The organism is Mesorhizobium captivum (genome assembly GCF_033977165.1).
GTDB lineage: Bacteria > Pseudomonadota > Alphaproteobacteria > Rhizobiales > Rhizobiaceae > Mesorhizobium > Mesorhizobium captivum.
On sequence record NZ_JAVIJB010000001.1, the window covers coordinates 116380 to 135175 of the forward strand.

Below are 18796 nucleotides of genomic sequence, written 5' to 3' on the forward strand. Positions count from 1 at the left end.
AAATAGGGTCAGCCCTTGACCGCGCCAGCCATCAGCCCGCGCACGAAATAGCGGCCGGCGACGACGTAGACGATCAGGGTGGGGAGCGCGGCGATCATCGCCGCGGCCATGTTGACGTTGTATTCGACGACGCCGGTCGAGGTGTTGACGACATTGTTCAGCGCCACCGTCATCGGCATCACGTCGCCGGAGCCGGCATAGGCGGAGGCGAACAGGAAGTCGTTCCAGATGTTGGTGAACTGGTAGATCACCGTCACAACGATGATGGGCAGCGAATTGGGCAGCATGATGCGGCGGAAGATCTGGAAGAAGGACGCGCCGTCGACCTGCGCCGCCTTGATCAGCTCGGTCGGGAAGGCCTCATAGTAATTGCGGAAGAACAAAGTGGTGAAGCCGAGGCCATAGACGACATGGACGAAGACCAGGTTCACCGTCGAATTGCCGAGGCCGAAGTTGAACCCGGTCGCGTTCCGCAGGGTGGCGCCGAAGCGGCCGATGCTGCCAAGGATGGTCGCCATCGGCAAAAGCACCGACTGGAACGGGATGAAACAAGCAAACAGCATCATCGCGAAGACCAGCGTGTGGCCGCGGAAGCGCCATTTGGTCAGCACATAGCCGTTGAGCGCGCCGAGCAGCGTCGAGATCAGCACCGCCGGCACGACCATCTTGATGGAGTTCCAGAAATAGCCCTTCATGCCGACGCAGGTCAGGCCCGAGCAAACTTCGCTCCACGCCTTTATCCATGGTGCGAAAGTCGGCGCATGCGGCAGCGACAGCATGTTGCCGTTCTGGATCTCGTCCATGGTCTTGAACGAGGTGACCAGCATGACGAAGAGCGGCATCAGGTAGAAGATCGCGAACAGCGCGAGCAGGCCGTAGATCACCATGCGGTTGAGCATCCTGGCGCGGACGCCGGTTGAGGCCTGGCGGGCGGGTGAAGTGACGGCGCTCATCGCGACTTCTCCCTGAGCTCGGAATAGAGATACGGAACGATGATGGCCGTGATGGTCATCAGCATGATCACCGCGCTCGCCGAGCCGACCGCCATCTCGTTGCGCTTGAAGGTGAACTCATACATGAAGTTGGACGGCAGCCAGGCCGAGCCGCCGGGCCCGCCGCTGGTCAGCGCCACGACAAGGTCATAGGACTTGATGGCAAGGTGGGCGAGCACGATGAAGGCCGAGAGGAACACCGGCCGCAGCAGCGGAATGACGATGCGGCGGTAGAGCTGGAAGGTGGTGGCGCCGTCGATCTGCGCCGCCTTCATGATCTCGCCATCGATGCCGCGAAGGCCGGCCAAAAACATCGCCATGATGAAGCCGGAGGCCTGCCAGACGCCGGCGATCACCACGGTATAGATGACGAAATCCTTGTTCTTGATCCAGTCGAAATGGAAGCTTGTCCAGCCCCATTGATGCAGCGTCTGCTCCAGCCCGAGCCCGGGGTCGAGGAACCATTTCCAGGCGACGCCGGTGACGATGAAGGAGAGCGCCATCGGATAAAGGTAGATCGGCCGCAACATGCCTTCGCCGCGGATCTTCTGGTCGAGCAGGATGGCGAGAAACAGGCCGAGCGCCAGGCAGATCAGGATGTAGAGGAAGCCGAAAATCCCCATGTTGGTGATCGAGGTGTACCAGCTCGACGGCGGGTCGCTCTCGAAGGTCCAGCGCCACAGCCGCTGATAGGCGCGGGCGCCGGTGATGGCATAGGACGGGAAGGTCTTGGAGTTGGTGAACGACAGATAGATCGTCCACAGGATGAAGCCATAAACGAAGACGATCGTCGCCGCGAAACTCGGCGCCAGAACGATCTTCGGCAACAGGTCCTGCAATCGCGAGCGGACGGTCGCGGTGGGGCGGGCGTCGTGCTCCGGTGTCAGCTTGATTTGGGTTTCGGCAACTGTGCTCATCGGCTCATCCAGTCCCGGTTGGTCGGGAGCGGCCCGGCACGAAAAGTGCGCCAGGGTGCATCCCGCATCTTTGTCGACAGGTGACCTCCCCCGCCGGAGCGGGGGAGACCTAAGTTCAAGCGCAGCTTACTTGGCGTCGTCGATCGCCTTGACCAGCTCGGTCACGGCTTCATCCGAGGTCTTGATCTGGCCGTGGACGAACTTCGATATGACGTCCTTGTAGGCATTGGCGACCGCAGGAGGCGCCCCATAACCCTGGGCCAGCGAGCCGAACAGCGTGCCGCCCTCGTTGGCTTTCTTCAGGTCGGCGATGCCCTTCTTGCCGCAAGCGTCGAAGTCGGTGTCCGGCACGTCGGTGCGGGCCGGGACCGAGCCCTTCACCACGTTGAAGGCCGACTGGAAGCTCTTCGACAGGGTGGCGGTGGCCAAAGCGACCTGGGCGGCCTTGCGGTCGTCCGGAACGTTGAACATGCCGAACATGTCGGAGTTGTAGATCACCGAGCCGTCGGTGCCCGGGAAGCGGTAGCAGAGGAAGTCGGTGCCCGGGGTCTTGTTGGCGGCGTGGAACTCGCCCTTGGCCCAGTCGCCCATCACCTGAACCAGCGCGTCGCCCTTGATGACCATGGCGGTGGCGAGGTTCCAGTCGCGGCCCGAGAAGTTCGGGTCGACATAGGTGACGAGTTTGGCGAGGTTGTCGAACGACTTCTTCATCGTGTCGGACTTGAGCGACTCTTCATCGAGGTCGTTCATCGCCTTCTTGTAGAATTCCGGCCCGCCGGTCGACAGCACGACGGAGTCGAACATGGTGGCTTCCTGCCAGTTCTGGCCGCCAAGCGCCAGCGGGATGACGCCCGCAGCCTTGGCCTTGTCGAGGAGGGCAATGAAGTCATCGAAGGTCTTCGGCTCGGCGCCGCCGATCTTGTCCATCACTGCCTTGTTGATCCACAGCCAGTTGACGGAGTGGACGTTGACCGGGGCCGCGACCCACTTGCCGTCATAGACGGAGAATTTCTGCAGGGCGGCCGGAACCGACTTGTCCCAGCCTTCCTTCTTGGCGGTCTCGGTGAGGTCGCCCATGACGCCGGCGGCGGCGTAGTCGAGCACGGTGTAACCGAGCATCTGCGAGGCGGTCGGATAGTTGCCGGCCGCGACCATCGCCTTCAGCGCGGTCATGGCAGCGTCGCCGCCGCCGCCGGCCACCGGCACGTCCTTCCAGGCATAGCCTTCCTTGGCCAGATCCTGCTTCAGCACGTTCAGAGCAGCCGCTTCGCCGCCCGACGTCCACCAATGCAGCATCTGCACTTCCTTGACATCCGCGGCATGCGCCGAGAACGCAAAGCTCGTCGCAAGAGCCGTTCCGATAAGCAGTTTGCGCAACATTTACTACCTCCCTTGTTGCATTCACATCCCGGCGGACGGCCGCCAGGGTCTCCCAACTCAGCCGACCCACCATCCGGTGCGCTGGCCGCGATGAAACTGGATAGTCTTTTCCTCGGTATAGTCCTCGACGGCGCGTTTGCCGAGTTCGCGTCCGAGACCGGACTGCTTGTAGCCGCCGAAAGGCAGTTCGGGATAACCTTCCATGAACGTGTTCACCCAAACCGTCCCCGAACGCACACCGCGCGCCACCGACATGCACGTGTCGATGCTGGCGCTCCACACACCCGCAGACAGACCATAGGGCGTGTTGTTGGCGATGTGCAATGCCTTCTCAATCGTTTCAAAAGTGAGCACGGAGAGCACCGGCCCGAACACTTCCTCGCGGGCGATGGCCATATCCTCCGTGACGTTGCGGACGATGGTCGGGTCGAGATACTGGCCGGCGTTGGAGGCGAGCTGCCCGCCGCCGCGGAAGACGCTGCCGCCGTCGGTCTTCGCGGCAGTAACATAGCCGGCTACTTTTTCCATGTGGTCGGCCGAGATCATGGCGCCGACCTTGGTGCGGTCGTCGAGCGGGTCGCCGACCCTGACCTTCTCGGCCAGAGCCTTGACCCTCTTGAGGAAGTCGTCGGCGATCGCCTCATGCACGATGAGCCGGCTGCCGGCATTGCAGCACTCACCGGCGTTGAAGAAGCCGCCGAAGACGGCTGCGTCAGCCGCCGCCTCGAGGTCGGCGTCGGGGAAGACGATCTGGCCGTTCTTGCCCCCGAGCTCCATCGAGACTTTCTTCAGCGAATTGGACGCGGCGGCCATGGTCATTTTGCCGACCCGCGTCGAGCCGGTGAAGGACACCATCTCGACCAGCGGATGGCTGACCATCGGCGCCCCGACATCGGCGCCGAACCCGGCGAGGATGTTGACGACGCCGGCCGGCAGGCCGGCCTCGAGCAGGATATCGCCGAGCACGAAGGTCGAGGCCGAGGTCATCTCGCTCGGCTTCACCACCGCCGTGCAGCCGGCGGCCAGCGCGAAGGGCAATTTCTGGCTGACGATCAGGAACGGGAAATTCCACGGCGTGATGATCGAGACGACGCCGATCGGCTCGCGCAGCACCACGCCCAGCATGGTGTCGCCGAGATTGGCGTAGCTCTCGCCAGAGAGCGTGCGGGCCAGCGAGGCGGCATAGCGCCAGATGTCGACGGCGCCGCCGATCTCGCCGCGCGCCTGGGCGATCGGCTTGCCGGATTCCAGCGCGTCGAGACGCGCAATCTCCTCCAGCCGGGTTTCGATCAGGTCGGCCGCCTTGAGCAGCACGGCGGCGCGTTCCGATGCCTTCATGCGCGGCCACGGGCCGGTCTCGAAAGCCTTGTGCGCCGCCTGAACCGCGGCCTCGACTTCCGCCGCGCCTGCTTGCGCGTAGCGCGACACGGCAAAGCCATGGCCGGGGCTGCTGCGCTCGATGGTGCGGCCGTCGCGGGCACCGACATGCTTGCCGTCGATCAAAAGCTTGTAGGCCTTAGGCGCCGCGGATGCCTCGGCCGGCATGGAAATCTTGAGGGGTGCGTTCATCGTTTCTTCTCTAGGATCTCGAAAAGGCCGGCTTCTGCTTGGCCTTGAAGGCGCCGACGCCGGCCTTGAGGTCGCCGGTCAGCGCAATGAAGCCGCTGGCCAGCGCCTCGGTCGCGGCGGCCTCTTCCTCGCCCTCGGCAATGCCGATCATCAGCTTGGCGGCCTCGGTCGCCAGCGGGCCGCGCTCGGCGATTTTCTCTCCCCAAGCTCTTGCTTCTTCAAATGCCTTGCCGGTTTCGACGAGGCGGTCGACGACACCCAACTGAAGCGCGTCGGCCGCCAGAAAAATCTCACCGCCGATGGCCATGCGTCGCACAACTTGCGCGCCGAAGCGGCGCACGGCGCGCTGCGTGCCGGACCAGCCGGGCACGACGCCGATCGAGGTTTCAGGGAAACCGAGCTTCACCTGGGATTCGGCGACGCGGAAGTCGCAGGCGGCCGCCAGTTCCAGCCCGCCGCCCAGCGCATGGCCGGACAGCACGGCGATAGTCGGCTGGCGCAGACGCGCGAGGCGGTCGAAGACGCGGTGGCCGTAGCGCACCCATTGCACCTGGAAATCGGCGGCGCTTAATTGTGCCCAGGCCTCGACGTCGCCCCCGGCGCAAAAACCCTTGCCTTCGCCGCGGAGGAGCACGACGCGGAGGCCTTCGGCCTGTTCCGCCTCGTCGAGCGCCGCTTCGAGCGCGCGCAGCATCGGGATGTCGAGCGGGTTGAACTTTTCCGGCCGCCGCAGCGTAACGATGCCGACTGCGCCGTCGGTTTCGAAAGTGACGAGATGCTCAGCCATGCGCACCTCCGAGCGTAGCGCCGCCATTGAGCGACAGGCCGATCGGCCGGTCCTGGTAGAGCGACGCGGGCGTCACCTTGAGGTCGTTGGCGATGCTAAGCGGAATCTCGGCCTGCGCCAGCACGTCGCGTTCGAGGTCGACGCCGGGTGCCAGCTCCGTCACCATCAGCCCGTCCGGTGTCAGCTTCATCACGCAGCGCTCGGTGACATAGGTGATGTCCTGGCCTTGCGCGACGGCGCGCTTGCCGGAGAAGGAGATGTGCTCGACCTCTTCGACCACCTTCTTGACCTTGCCTTCCTGGTCGATGCGGATGGCGCCGTCGGCCAGTGAGAGTTTTGCGCCGGCGTTGAAGAAGCCAGAGAAGACGATCTTCTTCGCCCGTGACGTGATGTCGACGAAGCCGCCGGCGCCGGCCGTGACATGCGGGCGTGCCGACAGCTTCGACACGTTGACCGAGCCGTGGCGGTCGATCTGCAGGAAGGAGAGCAGCGAGGCGTCGAAGCCGCCGGCCTGGAAATAGATGAACTGATGCGGCGAGGGCATGATCGCCTCGGCATTGGAGGCGCAGCCGAACTTGAAGTCGAGCAGCGGCACGCCGCCGACGGCGCCCTGCTCGATCACCCAGGTGACCTTGCCGTGCTGGCCTTCCTCCAACAGGATGCGCGGCACGTTGGCCGAAATTCCGAAGCCGATGTTGACGGCCATGCCGTCGCGCAATTCCATGGCGACGCGACGCGCGATCACCTTCTGGATGTTCATCTCCGGCGTGCGGAAGGAAGATAGCGGCCGGAAGATTTCGCCTGAGATCGCCGGGTCGTAAGGCGTCTGGGTCGTCTGCAGCTGGTCGGGCGCGACCACGATATGGTCGACCAGCACGCCCGGTACGCGCACGTCATGCGGCTTCAGCGTGCCGTTCTCGACGACGCGCTTCACCTGCGCGATGACGATGCCGCCATTGTTGCGGGCCGCGAGTGCCTGTTCCAGCCCGCCGAGATAGGCGCCTTCATGCTCGTAGGTGAGGTTGCCGCGCTCGTCGGCCGTGGTGGCGCGAATGATCGAGATGTTGGGAACAATGGCGCGGAAATAGAGCCATTCCTCGCCGTCGAACTGCTGCACCGAAACGATCGGCTCGCCGGCCGCCGCATTCATGGCGCAGCCCTGGTGGCGCGGGTCGGCGAAGGTGTCGAGGCCGACCTTTGTCAGCACGCCGGGCCGCTTGGCGGCTGCCTCGCGGTGCATGTCGAACAGGATGCCGGAGGGCACGTTGTAAGCGGCGACCGAATTATCGCCGATCATCTTCCAGATTTGCGGCGGCTCGGCGGAGGAGGGGCCGGACGGATAGGAGCCACAGAGCGTGCGCTTCAAAAGGCCGGGCTTCGCCAGATGGTCGATGCCCTTGATGCCGTACATGTCGCCGGCGGCGATGGGGTGCAGCGTGGTAATCGCCTTCGGATGACCCTCGGTGTCGAAGCGCTCGCCGATCGCGGCAAGCACGGCGTCCGGGCAGCCAAGGCCGCTCGACGACGACACCGAGACGACCATGCCGTCCTTGATCAGGCTGGCGGCCTGCGACGCGGAAACGATCTTGCTCAATTTCCGCTCCCGAGTTTCGGATCGATCGAAACGGTCTTGCCGGTCTTCGCCGACTGCAAAGCCGCCTCGGCCGCTGCCAGCGACCAGACGCCGTCCTCGCCGGTGGCCGAGGGCTGGCCTTCGCCACGGATGGCAGCGTGGAACTGGCGCAGCGACCTTGTGTAGAGGTCCTCGCGGTCAAAGCTCAGCTCTTCCTCACCCGAGGCGGTACGCAGGAGCACGGAGCCGACCGGCTTCTGCGTCATCACATTGGTAGCGATCAGCGAGCCTTCCGAGCCATGCACCTCGAAGCCGGTGCCGGCAAACTTCGTCGTGAAGCCTTCATGCGATTGCGCAATGACGCCGGACTTGAAGCGCCAGACGCACATGGCGCCGTCTTCCAGTCCACCACCCGCCATGCCGGCCGACTGCGTGAAAGCGGCGATCTCGACCGGGTCGTCGCCGAGCACGAAGCGCAGCGTGTCGGCGTCGTGGACGGTGATATCGAGCACCACGCCGCCGCCGGCTTCGGGCCTGGCGATGCGCCAGCCCTGCAGGTTGTCCGGCAGATAGACGGAGTGGAAGACGCGCGCCGCGACAGGCTTGCCGATGCGCCCGGCGGCAATCGCCTCGCGCATCGCCCGGTGCGCGCCGGCGTTGCGCAGATGGTGGTTGGTGCCGAACACGATGCCGGCTTCCTGCGCGGCCGCAACCATCTTGCGCGCGTCGGCGCTGGTCAGCGCCAGCGGCTTTTCGCAGAGCACATGCTTGCCGGCCTTGATCGCGGCAAGCCCCTGTTCGAGGTGCAATTCGTTGGTCGTCGAGATGTAAACGGCGTCGATGTCCGTGCGGAGCAACGCATCGAGCTTAGATACCGCGGCCGGGATGCCGTTTTCCCTGGCATAGGCTTCGGCGCGCTCGGGGCTGGAGCTCATCACGGCGGCAACCTCGCCGTCGGCTTGAGCGCGAATGGCATTGATCATGAACTGTTTTGCGATCGTGCTCGCGCCGATCAGGCCCCATCTCACCGTCATGCGGCGTCTCCCATTCCAGCGCCGCGCGCATTGCGGTCCGGCCCGCAGCTTTCCCTGACGGCCAGGTTGACCGCGCCGATATGATCCTCGGCGCGCGTCGTGCGCGACTGGATCATCTTCAGCATGACGTGGGCGGCGCGCTCGCCGAGGCCGGCGGTGTCAACAGCAACGCTGGTCAGCGCAGGGATGTAGTGTTCGGCCTCGGCGACATCGTCGAAGCCGACCACGGCAAAATCCGTCCCGGCCTCCAGGCCACGCTTGCGCAGCGCCAGCATGACGCCGAAGGCGACGGCATCGTTGAAGCAAAGGGCGGCCGTCGGCGACTCGGGCGACGCAAGCGCCGTCTCCAGGCAAGCCATGCCGCCTTTGCGGCTGGTCTCACCTTCGACGATGGTCCTATCGGCTGCCGGAATGCCGTGAGTCTCGCAGGCTTCGAGGAAGCCGCCCAAGCGGTCGTGGTAGACCACAAGGTCCGAGGAGCCGCCGAAGAAGGCCAGCCGGCGATGCCCCTTGGCGATGAGATGCTGGGTGGCGAGAAAGGCGCCGCGATGGTTGTCGGGCGCGATTGCCGGGATGCGGCTCTCGGGCAGGCGGCGCATGGCAAAGACAACCGGCACGCCTGCCGCCTCGATGCGGCGGAAAGCGCCTGGCGTGGTGCCCCGCGCCGGTGACACGATCAGGCCTGCGACGCCCTGCTCCATCAGCGACTTCAGTACCTCTTCCTGGCGGACCGGATTTTCCGCCGTGTTAGCGATGAAGGGCACGATGCCGGCCGCCTGGAAGACGCGCTCCATGCCGACCGCAAGCTCCGCGAAGAAGGGATTGGTGAGGTCGTTGATCACCATGCCGATGACGTTCGAATGCGCCTTGCGCAGATTGGCGGCGCCGCGGTTGTAGACATAGCCGACATCCTCGATCGCCTTGCGGACTTTGGTCGCGGTTTCAGGCCGGATCAGCCCGCTGCCCTGCAGCACGAGCGATACCGTCGACTTGGACACGCCGGCCTCGCGGGCGATGTCCAGGATCGTCGCCTTGGCCCGGCTGGCCATGTCGGTGCGTTCTCCATGCTCGGGTATCAAATTTATTGGAACGTTCTAAACATCGTACCAAACCGGAGTCAATCGGGATTCGCACGCAATTCAAAAAAATTGATGGATTTGCCGCAAATGCAAGAGTTTGATGTCGGGATGCGGCGTTGAATCGCTTCCGTTGTCAAATCATCAAGGTTCTTGATTTATTGGAACGTTCCATTTATAGGCTGCCGCAAAGGGAGATTTGCATGGACATCATCCTGCCTGCGGAGAGTGGCGACCGTGTCGGCTACCGGCTGGTCGGCCAACCGGTGGAGCCCGTCATCGGCGCGGCTTTCCCGCGTATCGCCTATGCCGCGGCCCATGTCGTCGCCAACCCCTTCGCCATGACCGATCCGTGGTCTCAGGCTGCGGTCGACTGGGACAGGACCATGGCGTTTCGCCATCATCTGTGGCGGCTCGGCTTCCGGATCGCCGAAGCGATGGACACATCGCAGCGTGGCATGGGTTTCGACTGGGCGAGCGCCAGGGAGCTGATCCGGCGCTCGATCGCCGAGGCGCGTACGATGAAGGGTGCCAATCTCGCTTCCGGCGCCGGTACCGACCATCTGGCGCCGGCGGCGGCAAGGACGCTGGACGACGTGATCCACGCTTATGAGGAGCAGTTCGCCTTCATCGAGGGCGAGGGCGGCAAGGCGATCATGATGGCGAGCCGCGCGCTCGCGGCGGTGGCCAAGGGGCCGGACGATTATGCGCGCGTCTACGACCGCATCCTCAGCCAAGCCTCCGGCAAGGTTATCCTGCACTGGCTGGGCGATATGTTCGATCCAGCGCTCAAGGGCTATTGGGGCAGCCGGGATTTCGAGCCCGCGCTCGACACGGTCATTGCCATTATCGAGCGGCATGCCGGTAAGATCGAAGGCATAAAGATCTCGCTGCTCGATACCGGCAAGGAGGTATTGCTGCGCGACCGCCTGCCCGAGGGCGTCCTGATGTTCACGGGCGACGATTTCAACTATCCGGAGCTGATCGCCGGCGATGGCAGGAGGCATTCGCATGCGCTGCTCGGCATCTTCGACGCCATCGCGCCGGCGGCGAACGCCGCGCTGGCCAGGCTCGGCGCGGGCGACCGGGCCGGCTATGACGCGCTGATGGCGCCGACCGTGCCTTTGTCGCGCAAGATCTTCGAGGCTCCGACGGAATACTATAAGGCCGGCATCGTCTTCATGGCCTGGCTGAACGGACATCAGAATCATTTCACCATGGTCGGAGGCATGCAGTCGGCGCGCGGCATATGCCATTACGCAGACGTGTTTCGCCTCGCCGACCAGGCAGGATTGCTGGCCGATCCCGAGCTTGCCGTCGCCAGGATGAAGAGCTTCTTGGCGGTAGCAGGCGTCTGAGCTGGACACCTTGTCGGCTCTCCCGCCGCTGCCGATCAGCCGGCGGATAAAAATCCTTTTCTCTCCTTTGAACCGTTCCGTGGCGAAGCGCGACCAAGCGTTGCGTAACGAACCAAGTTCACCAAGGAGAACGCATATGACTATCGTTTCAAGAAAAGTCTTTCTCGCCGCCATCGCCGTTTCTGTGCTGGCCGGCTGCAAGACCACAAGCTACAGGGACTGCGACACCATCAAGCCGAACGTTACCCATAACGCCAAATGCTGCGGCATCGGCGATGCGCCATGCCGCGAGGGTAAGGGCGGCGGTGGCGGTGGCAATCCCGGTCATTCGCCCGATCCGACACCGCAATGATTCAATGAGGAAGTAGGGCAGTAAGAGAGTAGGGCAGTACGGGGGAATTCGGGAACGCAGCGGCGAAGCCCTATTGCCTACTGCCGTATTGCCTTACTCTTTTGGATTTGTCTGGATGGTGGGCGTGACAAGGATTGAACTTGTGACCCCTGCAATGTCAATGCAGTGCTCTCCCGCTGAGCTACACGCCCATCCGAAGCCGCGCATACACCATTTTTGGTCCGGCGCGTCAATAGCAGGAATAAGAAAAGAAGGCTCCGTTTTGCCGCAGCGGCGGGAAGCGCTTATGCCTTGCCGGAAGGCTCCTCAAGCGGCCTGCAGCATCTTCTCGACCTCGTTGACGAGGTCGCGCAGATGGAAGGGCTTCGACAGCACCTTGGCGTCCTTGGGCGCCTTGGAATCGGGGTTGAGCGCGACGGCGGCAAAACCGGTGATGAACATCACCTTGAGGTCCGGATCGATCTCGGTGGCCCGGCGGGCAAGCTCGATGCCATCCATCTCGGGCATGACGATGTCGGTCAAAAGCAGCGAGAAAGGCTCCTCGCGCAGCCGCTCATAGGCGCTGGCGCCATTGTCGAAATCGCTTACCTGGTAGCCGGCTCGTTCCAGCGCCTTGACGAGGAACCGGCGCATATCGTCATCGTCTTCCGCCAGCAGAATGCGTGCCATGTTGTCCCGTCCGAATCGCTACCCCAAGCCTGCCGACGGGCAAGCCCGTTAACCATCCTGTATATGAGGAGGAGACGGTAAACATCAAGTGAACATTGGCCTTGTCTTTGCCGCTGCGGCCAGCCGTTTCGTGGGGCTGAAATGCTGGACATGCCGGGCGCAAGATGGCAGTTTTGCAACATGATGCAGTGCTTCATCCTGGTTCGTTCAAATTGAAGACGGCAGCCGAGGATTTTTCGGTCGTACCACCCTTCGAAATCCGATCGGGCGCCGAGCAACGCGTGCCTTTCTTGTTCAATTCGCCGCATAGCGGCCGCCACTATCCCGAGCGCTTCCTCGCCATGGCGCGGCTCGACCGCAACGCCATACGCCGGTCGGAGGATTGCTATGTCGAGGAGCTTTTCGGCGGTGCCGTCGCGCTCGGCGCGCCGATGCTGGCGGCGAACTTCCCGCGCGCCTATCTCGACGTCAACCGCGAGCCATGGGAACTCGATCCGCGCATGTTCGCGGAGCCGGTGCCGTCCTTCTGCAACATCCGCTCGGCCCGCGTCGCGGGCGGGCTCGGCACCGTGCCGAAGCTGGTGGGGGAGGGGCTAGACATCTATCCCGGGCGCCTGCCGCTCTCCGAGGCGGTGGCGCGCATAGAGACCGTCTACAAGCCGTATCACGAGATGCTGAAGCGGCTATTGACCAGGACCCATGCCAGGTTCGGCTATGCCGTGCTGATCGACTGCCATTCGATGCCGGCCAGCATTCGGGTCGGCGACAATGGGGTGCGGCCGGATTTCATCATCGGCGACCGCTTCGGCATTTCCGCCACCGCGGCTCTGACCGAGACGGCGATCGGCCTGCTTACGGGCATGGGCTACGCGGTCGCGCACAACAAGCCCTATGCCGGCGGCTTCATCACCGAGCATTACGGGCGGCCGGCACGCCATCTCCACGCGCTGCAGATAGAGGTCAATCGCGGGCTTTACATGAACGAGCGGACATTCCAGAAATCGGCCGGCTTCGACGCGCTTGCTGACGACCTGACGCGGTTTTCGGCCGAGCTGATGTCGATACCCGATCATCATTTCATCGACCTGCCGCTCGCCGCGGAATGACCGCGAAACAGCCGTTCGCGGCCAAAAAAAAGACCGCATCGTTTTCACGACACGGTCGAAGTCTAGGGAGGAAACGCCCAAGGAGGGCATGGACAGAGTAACCTGTCCGAGAACAAAACTATTGTGCGATGCACAAATGTCAATCGACTTCAGGGTTTTTTAATTCAATATGATGTGGAAATTCCGCTTCGGCGGGTGAGGTGTGACATTGGGGCAACAGGAGGGAAGGCGCCTGACCCCGGCTTTCACGCTTCTCTTCCGGCGGAAACAGCGGCTGCCGATGGCTGCCGCAACGGGGAGAGTGAGTTGGACGTCAGCATCGATTTCATGCGGCGCATCGCGCGTGCCGCCGCCGCCGAGACCTTGCCGCGCTTCCGCAGCCGGGGCGCGGTCGCCAACAAGCAAACGGAAAGCTTCGACCCGGTGACAGAGGCCGATCGCGAGGCCGAGCGCGCCATCCGGACGCTGATAGCGGCGGAATACCCCGATCACGGCATTCTTGGCGAGGAGCATGGCAGCGAGAACATTTCGAGCCGGCATGTCTGGGTCATCGACCCGATCGATGGCACGCGCGCCTTCATCTCCGGCCTGCCGGTGTGGGGAACGCTGGTCGGGCTGACGGTCGACGGCGACGCCGTCGCCGGGCTGATGTCGCAACCGTTCACCGGCGAGCTGTTCTACGCCAATGCCTCCGGCTCGCATTACGAAGGTCCGGGTGGCCCGCGCAAGCTCGCGACCCGCAAGACGACGGAGCTTTCGCAGGCGACGCTGTTCACCACCACGCCGGCCTTGTTCAAGGGCGAGGCGCGAACGCGCTACGATCTGTTCGAGAGGCAGGTGCAGCTCGCCCGCTACGGCACGGACTGCTACGCCTTCGCCATGGTGGCGGCGGGAAGCGTCGACATCGTCGCCGATCCCGGCTTGAAGCCCTATGACATCGTGGCGCTGATCCCGATCATCGAGAAGGCGGGCGGCGTCGTCACTACATTCGAGGGCGGCCCGGCGGAAAATGGCGGCGACATACTGGCGGCGGCGACGCCGGAATTGCACGCCGCGGCGATGGCGGCGCTGCGCGGCTGAGCAACCGCTGCGCAGTTTTCTGACACTGCTGTCAGCTGCCGGCGGGCCGGGCGTCCGTGAGACGCAGGCCCCACAAAATGAGCGCGAAAGCGGTGAGGCCGGTCGGCGCGGACGAATACCCCACGACCTTGATCACGGCTTCCTGAAAGGCGCTCCCACGGAAGGCCCCGGCCGCCAGCGGCATCGTCTCGTTGCCGGCCCCCCAGATGCTGGCCATCACATAGGCGGCCAGGATGGCCAAGGCCGAATAGATCAGGAACCAGAAGGCAACCCGCGACATCGCCGCGCCGAGATTGAGCCTGGGCCACGCGAGACCCAGCGCCAGCATGAGAACGCCCTGCAGGCCGCTCAGCGTGTGCGCGGACAGTCCGAGCCGCGGTGCGGCGAGGTACGGTATAGCGAAGCCTTCGAATGACGAAAACAAAAGCAGGACGACGCCAATCTGCAGCAGGCGATGCCCCTGACGTGACAGCGTGTTCGATGCGTTCATGGCCGTTTCTCCCGATCTTTGTCGACTGGTGCCTGGCCTCTACAGGCAGCAACCTAGCGCTCGACGCCTGAACAGGAATAAGGCGTCAATCCGCGCCCGGTATGGCGGCGAGCCGGGAAGCCAACCGGGTCGTGAAGTTCGCGCACGGGTCATGGCGCTGGCCCGCAAGGCCAGTGTGCTGGCGAAGCGGTCAAACCGCGTCGCCTGTTCCAGGAATGAAAGCATCGAAGGCCGCGAGGAACTGCTCGCGGTAAAGATCCTTCTCCTGCAGGATCTCATGATGCGCGCCGTCGATCATCAGGAGCGAGCCGACGCGGAGCTGCCTGGCATAGGATTCCACGGCCTTGGTCGAGACGACCTGGTCGGCGCCGGCCGCGACAATGAGCATCGGCACCTGGATCCCTGCCATGAAGTCGGGATCGCTGATCGCATCGGAAGCCTCGGCGGCGGCTTTCAGCCAACGGATGGTAGGGCCGCCGAGCGCCAGTTGCGGCCAGGCCTTGTAGATGCCGGTATTACGCCGGTAGCGCGCAGGATCCGAAGTCACCTTGTTGGTTTCGAAGGGCGTCGGCAATTTCGGGCGCGGCCCCAGGGCGGCATAAAGCCAGCCGAGGCCCAGAGCGCAAAACACCGCGCAGACGCGCCGTACAGTGGTTATCGAAACCGGCAAGTCGGGCACGGCCAGGAAGGGCGCGATCAGCACCATGCGCCGCACCCGGTTGACCATCGACGGTGAAGCTAGCAGCGCGATAACCGCCCCGGTCGAATGGGCGAGGATGTAATAGGGGCCGCGGCAATCCGGCAGCACGATCTCCCCGAAGAACTGCTCGAGATCGCGGGTGTAGTCGCGGAAGCTGCGGACATAGCCGCGCTGGGGATCGCGCAGCAGGCGGCTGGAACCGCCCTGGCCGCGCCAGTCGAGGACGGCGACGCTAAAGCCCCGGTCGGCGAGGTTGCGGATGGTCTCGAAATATTTCTCGATGCACTCGTTGCGGCCGGTCAGCAGCACCACTGTGCCCTGCAGCGGGCGGGCGACCGCGCCGAAGACGCCATAGCGAATCTTCTTGCCGTCGCGGGTAATGAAAAAGCCGCCGGCGGCATTTTCGGGCTGAGGATTGCCCTCGGTCTGGTGGAAAAGGTCCGTCATTCGGCGCTTCGTTGATTGTTCTTTGCCCGAACGGGCCAGGCGTTGCCATGGTGATAGACGGCCATGCGCCAAAAGCAAAGGCGTTGCTGGGATTTGGGCTGAACGGGGAAGGCCGGAAGCGCCTGCGGTGCGCTTCCGGCCTCTGTCGATCCGGGAGGAAGGGACGTTGCACCCGGTTCGGCCTCGTCGCGGCGCCGTGCGAGGCGCCGCATGTCCGCATTGTTGGCAGTAGCTTAGCGCCGCGTGGCTGAACGGATGCCGAAGCCGCGGTTCATCTGGCGTTCATCGGACGCAAAGATCGCAGGGAAGTTGATCGCGCAAAGTTCTTGAAATGGGCTTTTGCGCTTCCCAAATGGAGATTGTGGCCGCCGATGTCGGGGCCGCTGGCCTATCCGGGACGCCTTTCGAGGGTTTCGCACCGGGTCACACGCAAACCATGTTGCTCAACAGGAGAACACACCATGCGTCACGTTGATTTTTCCCCGCTTTATCGTTCGACCGTCGGCTTCGACCGGCTGTTCACCATGCTCGATACGCTCGGCCAGCCCGAGAGCGCGCAGACCTATCCGCCCTACAACATCGAGCGCACCGGCGAGAACGCCTATCGCATCTCGATGGCGGTTGCCGGCTTCTCGGAAGACGAGATCTCGATCGAGGCGCACCGCAATGTGCTGACCGTCAAGGGCGAGCGCAAGGAAGAGAACAACGGCGAAGGTTCCGAGCTGCTTTATCGCGGCATTGCCTCGCGCGCCTTTGAGCGCCGCTTCCAACTCGCCGACCATGTCGAGGTCGAGGGCGCCACGCTGAAGAACGGCCTGCTCTTCGTCGACCTCAAGCGCAACATCCCCGAGGAGCTGAAGCCGCGCAAGATCGCGATCACCTCGTCTTCGGACAAGGCCAAGCAGATCGAGGCCAAGGCCGCCGCGTAACCCGCGCGCTCCACATGTAAGACACGTCTCCCTCCCGAGACGAAAGCGGCGCCGAGAGGCGCCGCTTTTTTGTGCCATGGGCAACGGCTCCCTTCTGGCTCTTTTGAAGCCCGCATTGTCCTCCCATGAAGGGCAATGACCGATTTCTCCCTGCTGCTCACCTCAACCATCGTCGTCACCTTCCTGCTGGCGGGGATAGTCAAGGGCGTCACCGGCATGGGGCTGCCGACGCTGGCGATGGGATTGCTCGGCACTGTCATGCCGCCTGTCACCGCCGCGTCGCTGCTCATCGTGCCGTCCTTCGTCACCAATGTCTGGCAGCTGTTCGCCGGCCCGAGTTTTGCATCGATCCTGAGACGGCTCTGGCAGATGATGGCGGGCATCGTGATCGGCACCGTCGCCGGCTCGCGGCTGCTCGCCAGCGACAATATAACATGGACGACAGCAGGCCTCGGCGCCGCCCTGGTTCTCTATGCCGCCTACGCATTGCTGGCGCGGCAGCCCGCCGTCCCGGCGAAGACCGAGCGCTGGTTCTCACCATTTGTAGGCTTTCTGACCGGCCTTGTGACCGGCGGCACCGGAGTCTTCGTCGTGCCGGCCGTGCCGTACATCCAGGCGCTCGGGTTGGGCCGCGATGACCTCATCCAGGCGCTCGGCCTTTCCTTCACGGTGTCCACCATCGCGCTGGCGCTGGGTCTGGCCTCGCATGGCGCCTTCGAGGTCGGACATCTGGCGATTTCCTCGCTCGCTGTGCTGCCGGCCTTGCTCGGCATGTGGCTCGGGCAGGTTCTCAGACAGCGGATCAGCCCGGCGGCATTCCGCCGCTGGTTCCTGATCTTCCTGATCCTGCTTGGCTTCGAGCTGCTGGTGCGGCCTTTCCTGGCCTGATCATTCGGAGAGCAGTTGACCGAGGCGGTCGATCTCTTCCGCCGTCGTCGCGAAGCTGGCGACGAAGCGGTAGATCGCTTCGTTGTCGCCGAGATGGCCGTCAAAACCCTGCGGCACGCCCCATTCATAGAATTTGGCGCCGGCGGCCTGCAGCTTTTCGGCAGTGCGGCGGTCGAGGATCGCGAACACTTCGTTGGCCTGCGGCAGCCAGGCGAGCTTGCCCGCCGGCGCGTCCTCGATGGTCTCGGCCAGATGTGCCGCCATCGTATTGGCATGCCGCGCCATCCTGAGCCAAAGGTCATCGGCGAAATAGGCTTCGAACTGGGCCGAGATGAAACGCGCCTTGGAGAAGGTCTGTCCGGCGCGCTGGCGCAGCAGGCGCAAGTCCTTGCCGACATCCGGATTGAGGATCACCACCGCATCGGCCATCCAGCAGCCGTTCTTGGTGCCGCCGAAGGAGATGAGGTCGACACCGCTCTTCCAGGTCATTTCGGCGGGGGTTACACCTGTCGCCGCAATCGCGTTGGCGAAGCGCGCGCCGTCCATATGCAGCGGCAGTTTATGGCGGCGGCTGACCTCGGCAATCGCCTTGACGTCGTCGACGGTGTAGACGGTGCCAACTTCGGTCGCCTGGGTGATCGTCACCGCCATCGGCTGGCCGCCCGGAGCGAGGTCCTGCGAATAGCGTTTGATCGCCTTGTCCAGAGCCTGCGGATTGATGCGGCCCAGGGGACCTGGAACAGGCGCCACGCGCGCGCCGCCGGTATAGAAGCCCATCGCGCCGAACTCATCGACATTCATATGCGCTTCGGAATGGCACAGGGCGATGCCCCCGATACGGTTCAACGCCGCCATCGAAAGCGCGTTGGCTGCCGTGCCGGTCGCGACGAAGAACACTTGAACCTCGCGTTCGAAGATCTCGCTGAAGCGGCGGTAGACGGCCCGGTCCAGGTCGCCGTCGCCATAGGCGGTTGCGATGCCGGCCGCGTGACGGGAAAGATTGGCCGAAATGTCTGGATGGACGCCCGCCCAGTTGTCGGATGCAAAGTACATCGAGAGGTCCGTATCGTGATTGGCAAAACGGGCGCGACTTGACTGCTTTGGCGCCCGAAGCGCAAGGGCCAATCGTTCGCAAAGCGGTGGAGCCAGTCGGCGGCTACATAGGGCTGCGACCAAAGCTTACGGTTCTCGATCGTGTCACGAAATTTTGTGTCGCGGCGTGACCAAGATTTTTGTGAATCGGTCTTGTGCGGGCCCCCGAATTCTGCCATAAAAAATTTAGGACAGTAGTGCTGTCTTATTTTGTCGCACAAAACAGGCTGGACTGGCGTATCATTGGTGCCATTCCGGCCATTGTCGCGAGCGGCGGGTAGACGGATCCGCTCTGGCCTGTACGATACCGGGTGCGAACCGGGCGTATAGCCGAGATGGTTCGGCAAGAATTTCGCG

At 63.7% G+C, this 18796-nt stretch carries 18 protein-coding genes and 1 tRNA gene; 6 read left to right on the plus strand and 13 right to left on the minus strand.

Annotated elements, in window-relative coordinates; translation table 11 throughout:
- Positions 1-8 precede the first annotated feature (8 nt).
- The 8 genes from RFM40_RS00555 to RFM40_RS00590 all read right to left on the minus strand — a co-directional run bounded on the left by RFM40_RS00555 (position 9) and on the right by RFM40_RS00590 (position 9301).
- The gene (locus RFM40_RS00555; RefSeq protein WP_126098022.1) at positions 9-953 is read right to left on the minus strand and encodes a carbohydrate ABC transporter permease; all 945 of its coding nucleotides are present in this window, start codon (positions 951-953) and stop codon (positions 9-11) included.
- Positions 950-1909 carry a carbohydrate ABC transporter permease gene (locus tag RFM40_RS00560; RefSeq protein ID WP_320224768.1) on the minus strand — a complete coding sequence of 320 codons (960 nt, stop codon included), beginning with the start codon at positions 1907-1909 and terminating at the stop codon, positions 950-952. The genes RFM40_RS00555 and RFM40_RS00560 overlap by 4 nt, the downstream gene beginning before the upstream one ends.
- Positions 1910-2035: 126 nt before the next feature.
- Positions 2036-3289 (minus strand): ABC transporter substrate-binding protein, encoded by a 1254-nt coding sequence (locus RFM40_RS00565; RefSeq protein ID WP_126098024.1) that lies wholly within the window; start codon positions 3287-3289, stop codon positions 2036-2038.
- Positions 3290-3346: 57 nt separating this feature from the next.
- Complete coding sequence (locus RFM40_RS00570; protein ID WP_320224769.1) at positions 3347-4858, minus strand: aldehyde dehydrogenase family protein; 1512 nt, start codon at positions 4856-4858, stop codon at positions 3347-3349.
- 10 nt (positions 4859-4868) lie between these two features.
- Complete coding sequence (locus tag RFM40_RS00575) at positions 4869-5645, minus strand: enoyl-CoA hydratase/isomerase family protein (RefSeq protein WP_320224770.1); 777 nt, start codon at positions 5643-5645, stop codon at positions 4869-4871.
- On the minus strand, positions 5638-7239 hold the full coding sequence (locus tag RFM40_RS00580; protein WP_320224771.1) for an acyl CoA:acetate/3-ketoacid CoA transferase: 1602 nt from the start codon (positions 7237-7239) through the stop codon (positions 5638-5640). The genes RFM40_RS00575 and RFM40_RS00580 overlap by 8 nt, the downstream gene beginning before the upstream one ends.
- Entirely contained in the window at positions 7236-8252 is a 1017-nt protein-coding gene (locus tag RFM40_RS00585; protein ID WP_320224772.1) for a Gfo/Idh/MocA family protein, read from the minus strand. Before RFM40_RS00585 ends, RFM40_RS00580 begins: the two co-directional genes overlap by 4 nt.
- Positions 8249-9301, minus strand: a complete 1053-nt coding sequence (locus RFM40_RS00590; RefSeq protein ID WP_320224773.1) for a LacI family DNA-binding transcriptional regulator — start codon at positions 9299-9301, stop codon at positions 8249-8251. Before RFM40_RS00590 ends, RFM40_RS00585 begins: the two co-directional genes overlap by 4 nt.
- Before the next feature lie 230 nt (positions 9302-9531).
- On the opposite strand from RFM40_RS00590, the gene RFM40_RS00595 reads away from it, so the two are divergent.
- On the plus strand, positions 9532-10686 hold the full coding sequence (locus RFM40_RS00595; protein ID WP_320224774.1) for a dihydrodipicolinate synthase family protein: 1155 nt from the start codon (positions 9532-9534) through the stop codon (positions 10684-10686).
- 136 nt (positions 10687-10822) lie between these two features.
- The gene (locus RFM40_RS00600; RefSeq protein ID WP_059184470.1) at positions 10823-11038 is read left to right on the plus strand and encodes a hypothetical protein; all 216 of its coding nucleotides are present in this window, start codon (positions 10823-10825) and stop codon (positions 11036-11038) included.
- A gap of 116 nt (positions 11039-11154) precedes the next feature.
- On the opposite strand, the gene RFM40_RS00605 is transcribed toward RFM40_RS00600, so the two are convergent.
- Both RFM40_RS00605 and cpdR read right to left on the minus strand, forming a co-directional pair.
- A tRNA-Val gene (locus tag RFM40_RS00605) sits at positions 11155-11229 on the minus strand.
- 115 nt (positions 11230-11344) lie between these two features.
- Entirely contained in the window at positions 11345-11707 is a 363-nt protein-coding gene (gene cpdR / locus RFM40_RS00610; protein WP_006199474.1) for a cell cycle two-component system response regulator CpdR, read from the minus strand.
- 164 nt (positions 11708-11871) lie between these two features.
- Here cpdR and RFM40_RS00615 point away from each other — a divergent pair, with 164 nt between their 5' ends.
- Both RFM40_RS00615 and hisN read left to right on the plus strand, forming a co-directional pair.
- Positions 11872-12813, plus strand: coding sequence for an N-formylglutamate amidohydrolase (locus RFM40_RS00615; protein WP_320224775.1), 942 nt, complete (start codon positions 11872-11874; stop codon positions 12811-12813).
- A 306-nt stretch (positions 12814-13119) separates the two neighbouring features.
- A complete protein-coding gene (gene hisN / locus RFM40_RS00620; protein WP_320224776.1) occupies positions 13120-13893 on the plus strand; it encodes a histidinol-phosphatase in 774 nt (257 codons plus the stop codon).
- Between the two features lie 31 nt (positions 13894-13924).
- Here the strand turns inward: hisN and RFM40_RS00625 are convergent, their stop codons facing one another.
- Together RFM40_RS00625 and RFM40_RS00630 are read right to left on the minus strand one after the other, a co-directional pair.
- Positions 13925-14383, minus strand: coding sequence for a styrene oxide isomerase (locus tag RFM40_RS00625; RefSeq protein ID WP_320224777.1), 459 nt, complete (start codon positions 14381-14383; stop codon positions 13925-13927).
- A 190-nt stretch (positions 14384-14573) separates the two neighbouring features.
- Complete coding sequence (locus RFM40_RS00630; protein ID WP_320224778.1) at positions 14574-15530, minus strand: alpha/beta hydrolase; 957 nt, start codon at positions 15528-15530, stop codon at positions 14574-14576.
- A gap of 461 nt (positions 15531-15991) precedes the next feature.
- On the opposite strand from RFM40_RS00630, the gene RFM40_RS00635 reads away from it, so the two are divergent.
- Positions 15992-16459 (plus strand): Hsp20 family protein, encoded by a 468-nt coding sequence (locus RFM40_RS00635; RefSeq protein WP_067002526.1) that lies wholly within the window; start codon positions 15992-15994, stop codon positions 16457-16459.
- A 135-nt stretch (positions 16460-16594) separates the two neighbouring features.
- Complete coding sequence (locus RFM40_RS00640; RefSeq protein WP_320276969.1) at positions 16595-17347, plus strand: sulfite exporter TauE/SafE family protein; 753 nt, start codon at positions 16595-16597, stop codon at positions 17345-17347.
- On the opposite strand, the gene RFM40_RS00645 is transcribed toward RFM40_RS00640, so the two are convergent.
- The gene (locus tag RFM40_RS00645) at positions 17348-18400 is read right to left on the minus strand and encodes a threonine aldolase family protein (RefSeq protein WP_320224780.1); all 1053 of its coding nucleotides are present in this window, start codon (positions 18398-18400) and stop codon (positions 17348-17350) included.
- Positions 18401-18796 lie beyond the last annotated feature (396 nt).

Bases quoted from the DNA above. Each gene is read 5' to 3' on its own strand.
- RFM40_RS00555 (WP_126098022.1), bottom strand. From the start codon at position 953: ATGAGCGCCGTCACTTCACCCGCCCGCCAGGCCTCAACCGGCGTCCGC.
- RFM40_RS00560 (WP_320224768.1), bottom strand. From the start codon at position 1,909: ATGAGCACAGTTGCCGAAACCCAAATCAAGCTGACACCGGAGCACGAC.
- RFM40_RS00565 (WP_126098024.1), bottom strand. From the start codon at position 3,289: ATGTTGCGCAAACTGCTTATCGGAACGGCTCTTGCGACGAGCTTTGCG.
- RFM40_RS00570 (WP_320224769.1), bottom strand. From the start codon at position 4,858: ATGAACGCACCCCTCAAGATTTCCATGCCGGCCGAGGCATCCGCGGCG.
- RFM40_RS00575 (WP_320224770.1), bottom strand. From the start codon at position 5,645: ATGGCTGAGCATCTCGTCACTTTCGAAACCGACGGCGCAGTCGGCATC.
- RFM40_RS00585 (WP_320224772.1), bottom strand. From the start codon at position 8,252: ATGACGGTGAGATGGGGCCTGATCGGCGCGAGCACGATCGCAAAACAG.
- RFM40_RS00590 (WP_320224773.1), bottom strand. From the start codon at position 9,301: ATGGCCAGCCGGGCCAAGGCGACGATCCTGGACATCGCCCGCGAGGCC.
- RFM40_RS00595 (WP_320224774.1), top strand. From the start codon at position 9,532: ATGGACATCATCCTGCCTGCGGAGAGTGGCGACCGTGTCGGCTACCGG.
- RFM40_RS00600 (WP_059184470.1), top strand. From the start codon at position 10,823: ATGACTATCGTTTCAAGAAAAGTCTTTCTCGCCGCCATCGCCGTTTCT.
- cpdR (WP_006199474.1), bottom strand. From the start codon at position 11,707: ATGGCACGCATTCTGCTGGCGGAAGACGATGACGATATGCGCCGGTTC.
- RFM40_RS00615 (WP_320224775.1), top strand. From the start codon at position 11,872: ATGGCAGTTTTGCAACATGATGCAGTGCTTCATCCTGGTTCGTTCAAA.
- RFM40_RS00625 (WP_320224777.1), bottom strand. From the start codon at position 14,383: ATGAACGCATCGAACACGCTGTCACGTCAGGGGCATCGCCTGCTGCAG.
- RFM40_RS00630 (WP_320224778.1), bottom strand. From the start codon at position 15,530: ATGACGGACCTTTTCCACCAGACCGAGGGCAATCCTCAGCCCGAAAAT.
- RFM40_RS00635 (WP_067002526.1), top strand. From the start codon at position 15,992: ATGCGTCACGTTGATTTTTCCCCGCTTTATCGTTCGACCGTCGGCTTC.
- RFM40_RS00640 (WP_320276969.1), top strand. From the start codon at position 16,595: ATGACCGATTTCTCCCTGCTGCTCACCTCAACCATCGTCGTCACCTTC.
- RFM40_RS00645 (WP_320224780.1), bottom strand. From the start codon at position 18,400: ATGTACTTTGCATCCGACAACTGGGCGGGCGTCCATCCAGACATTTCG.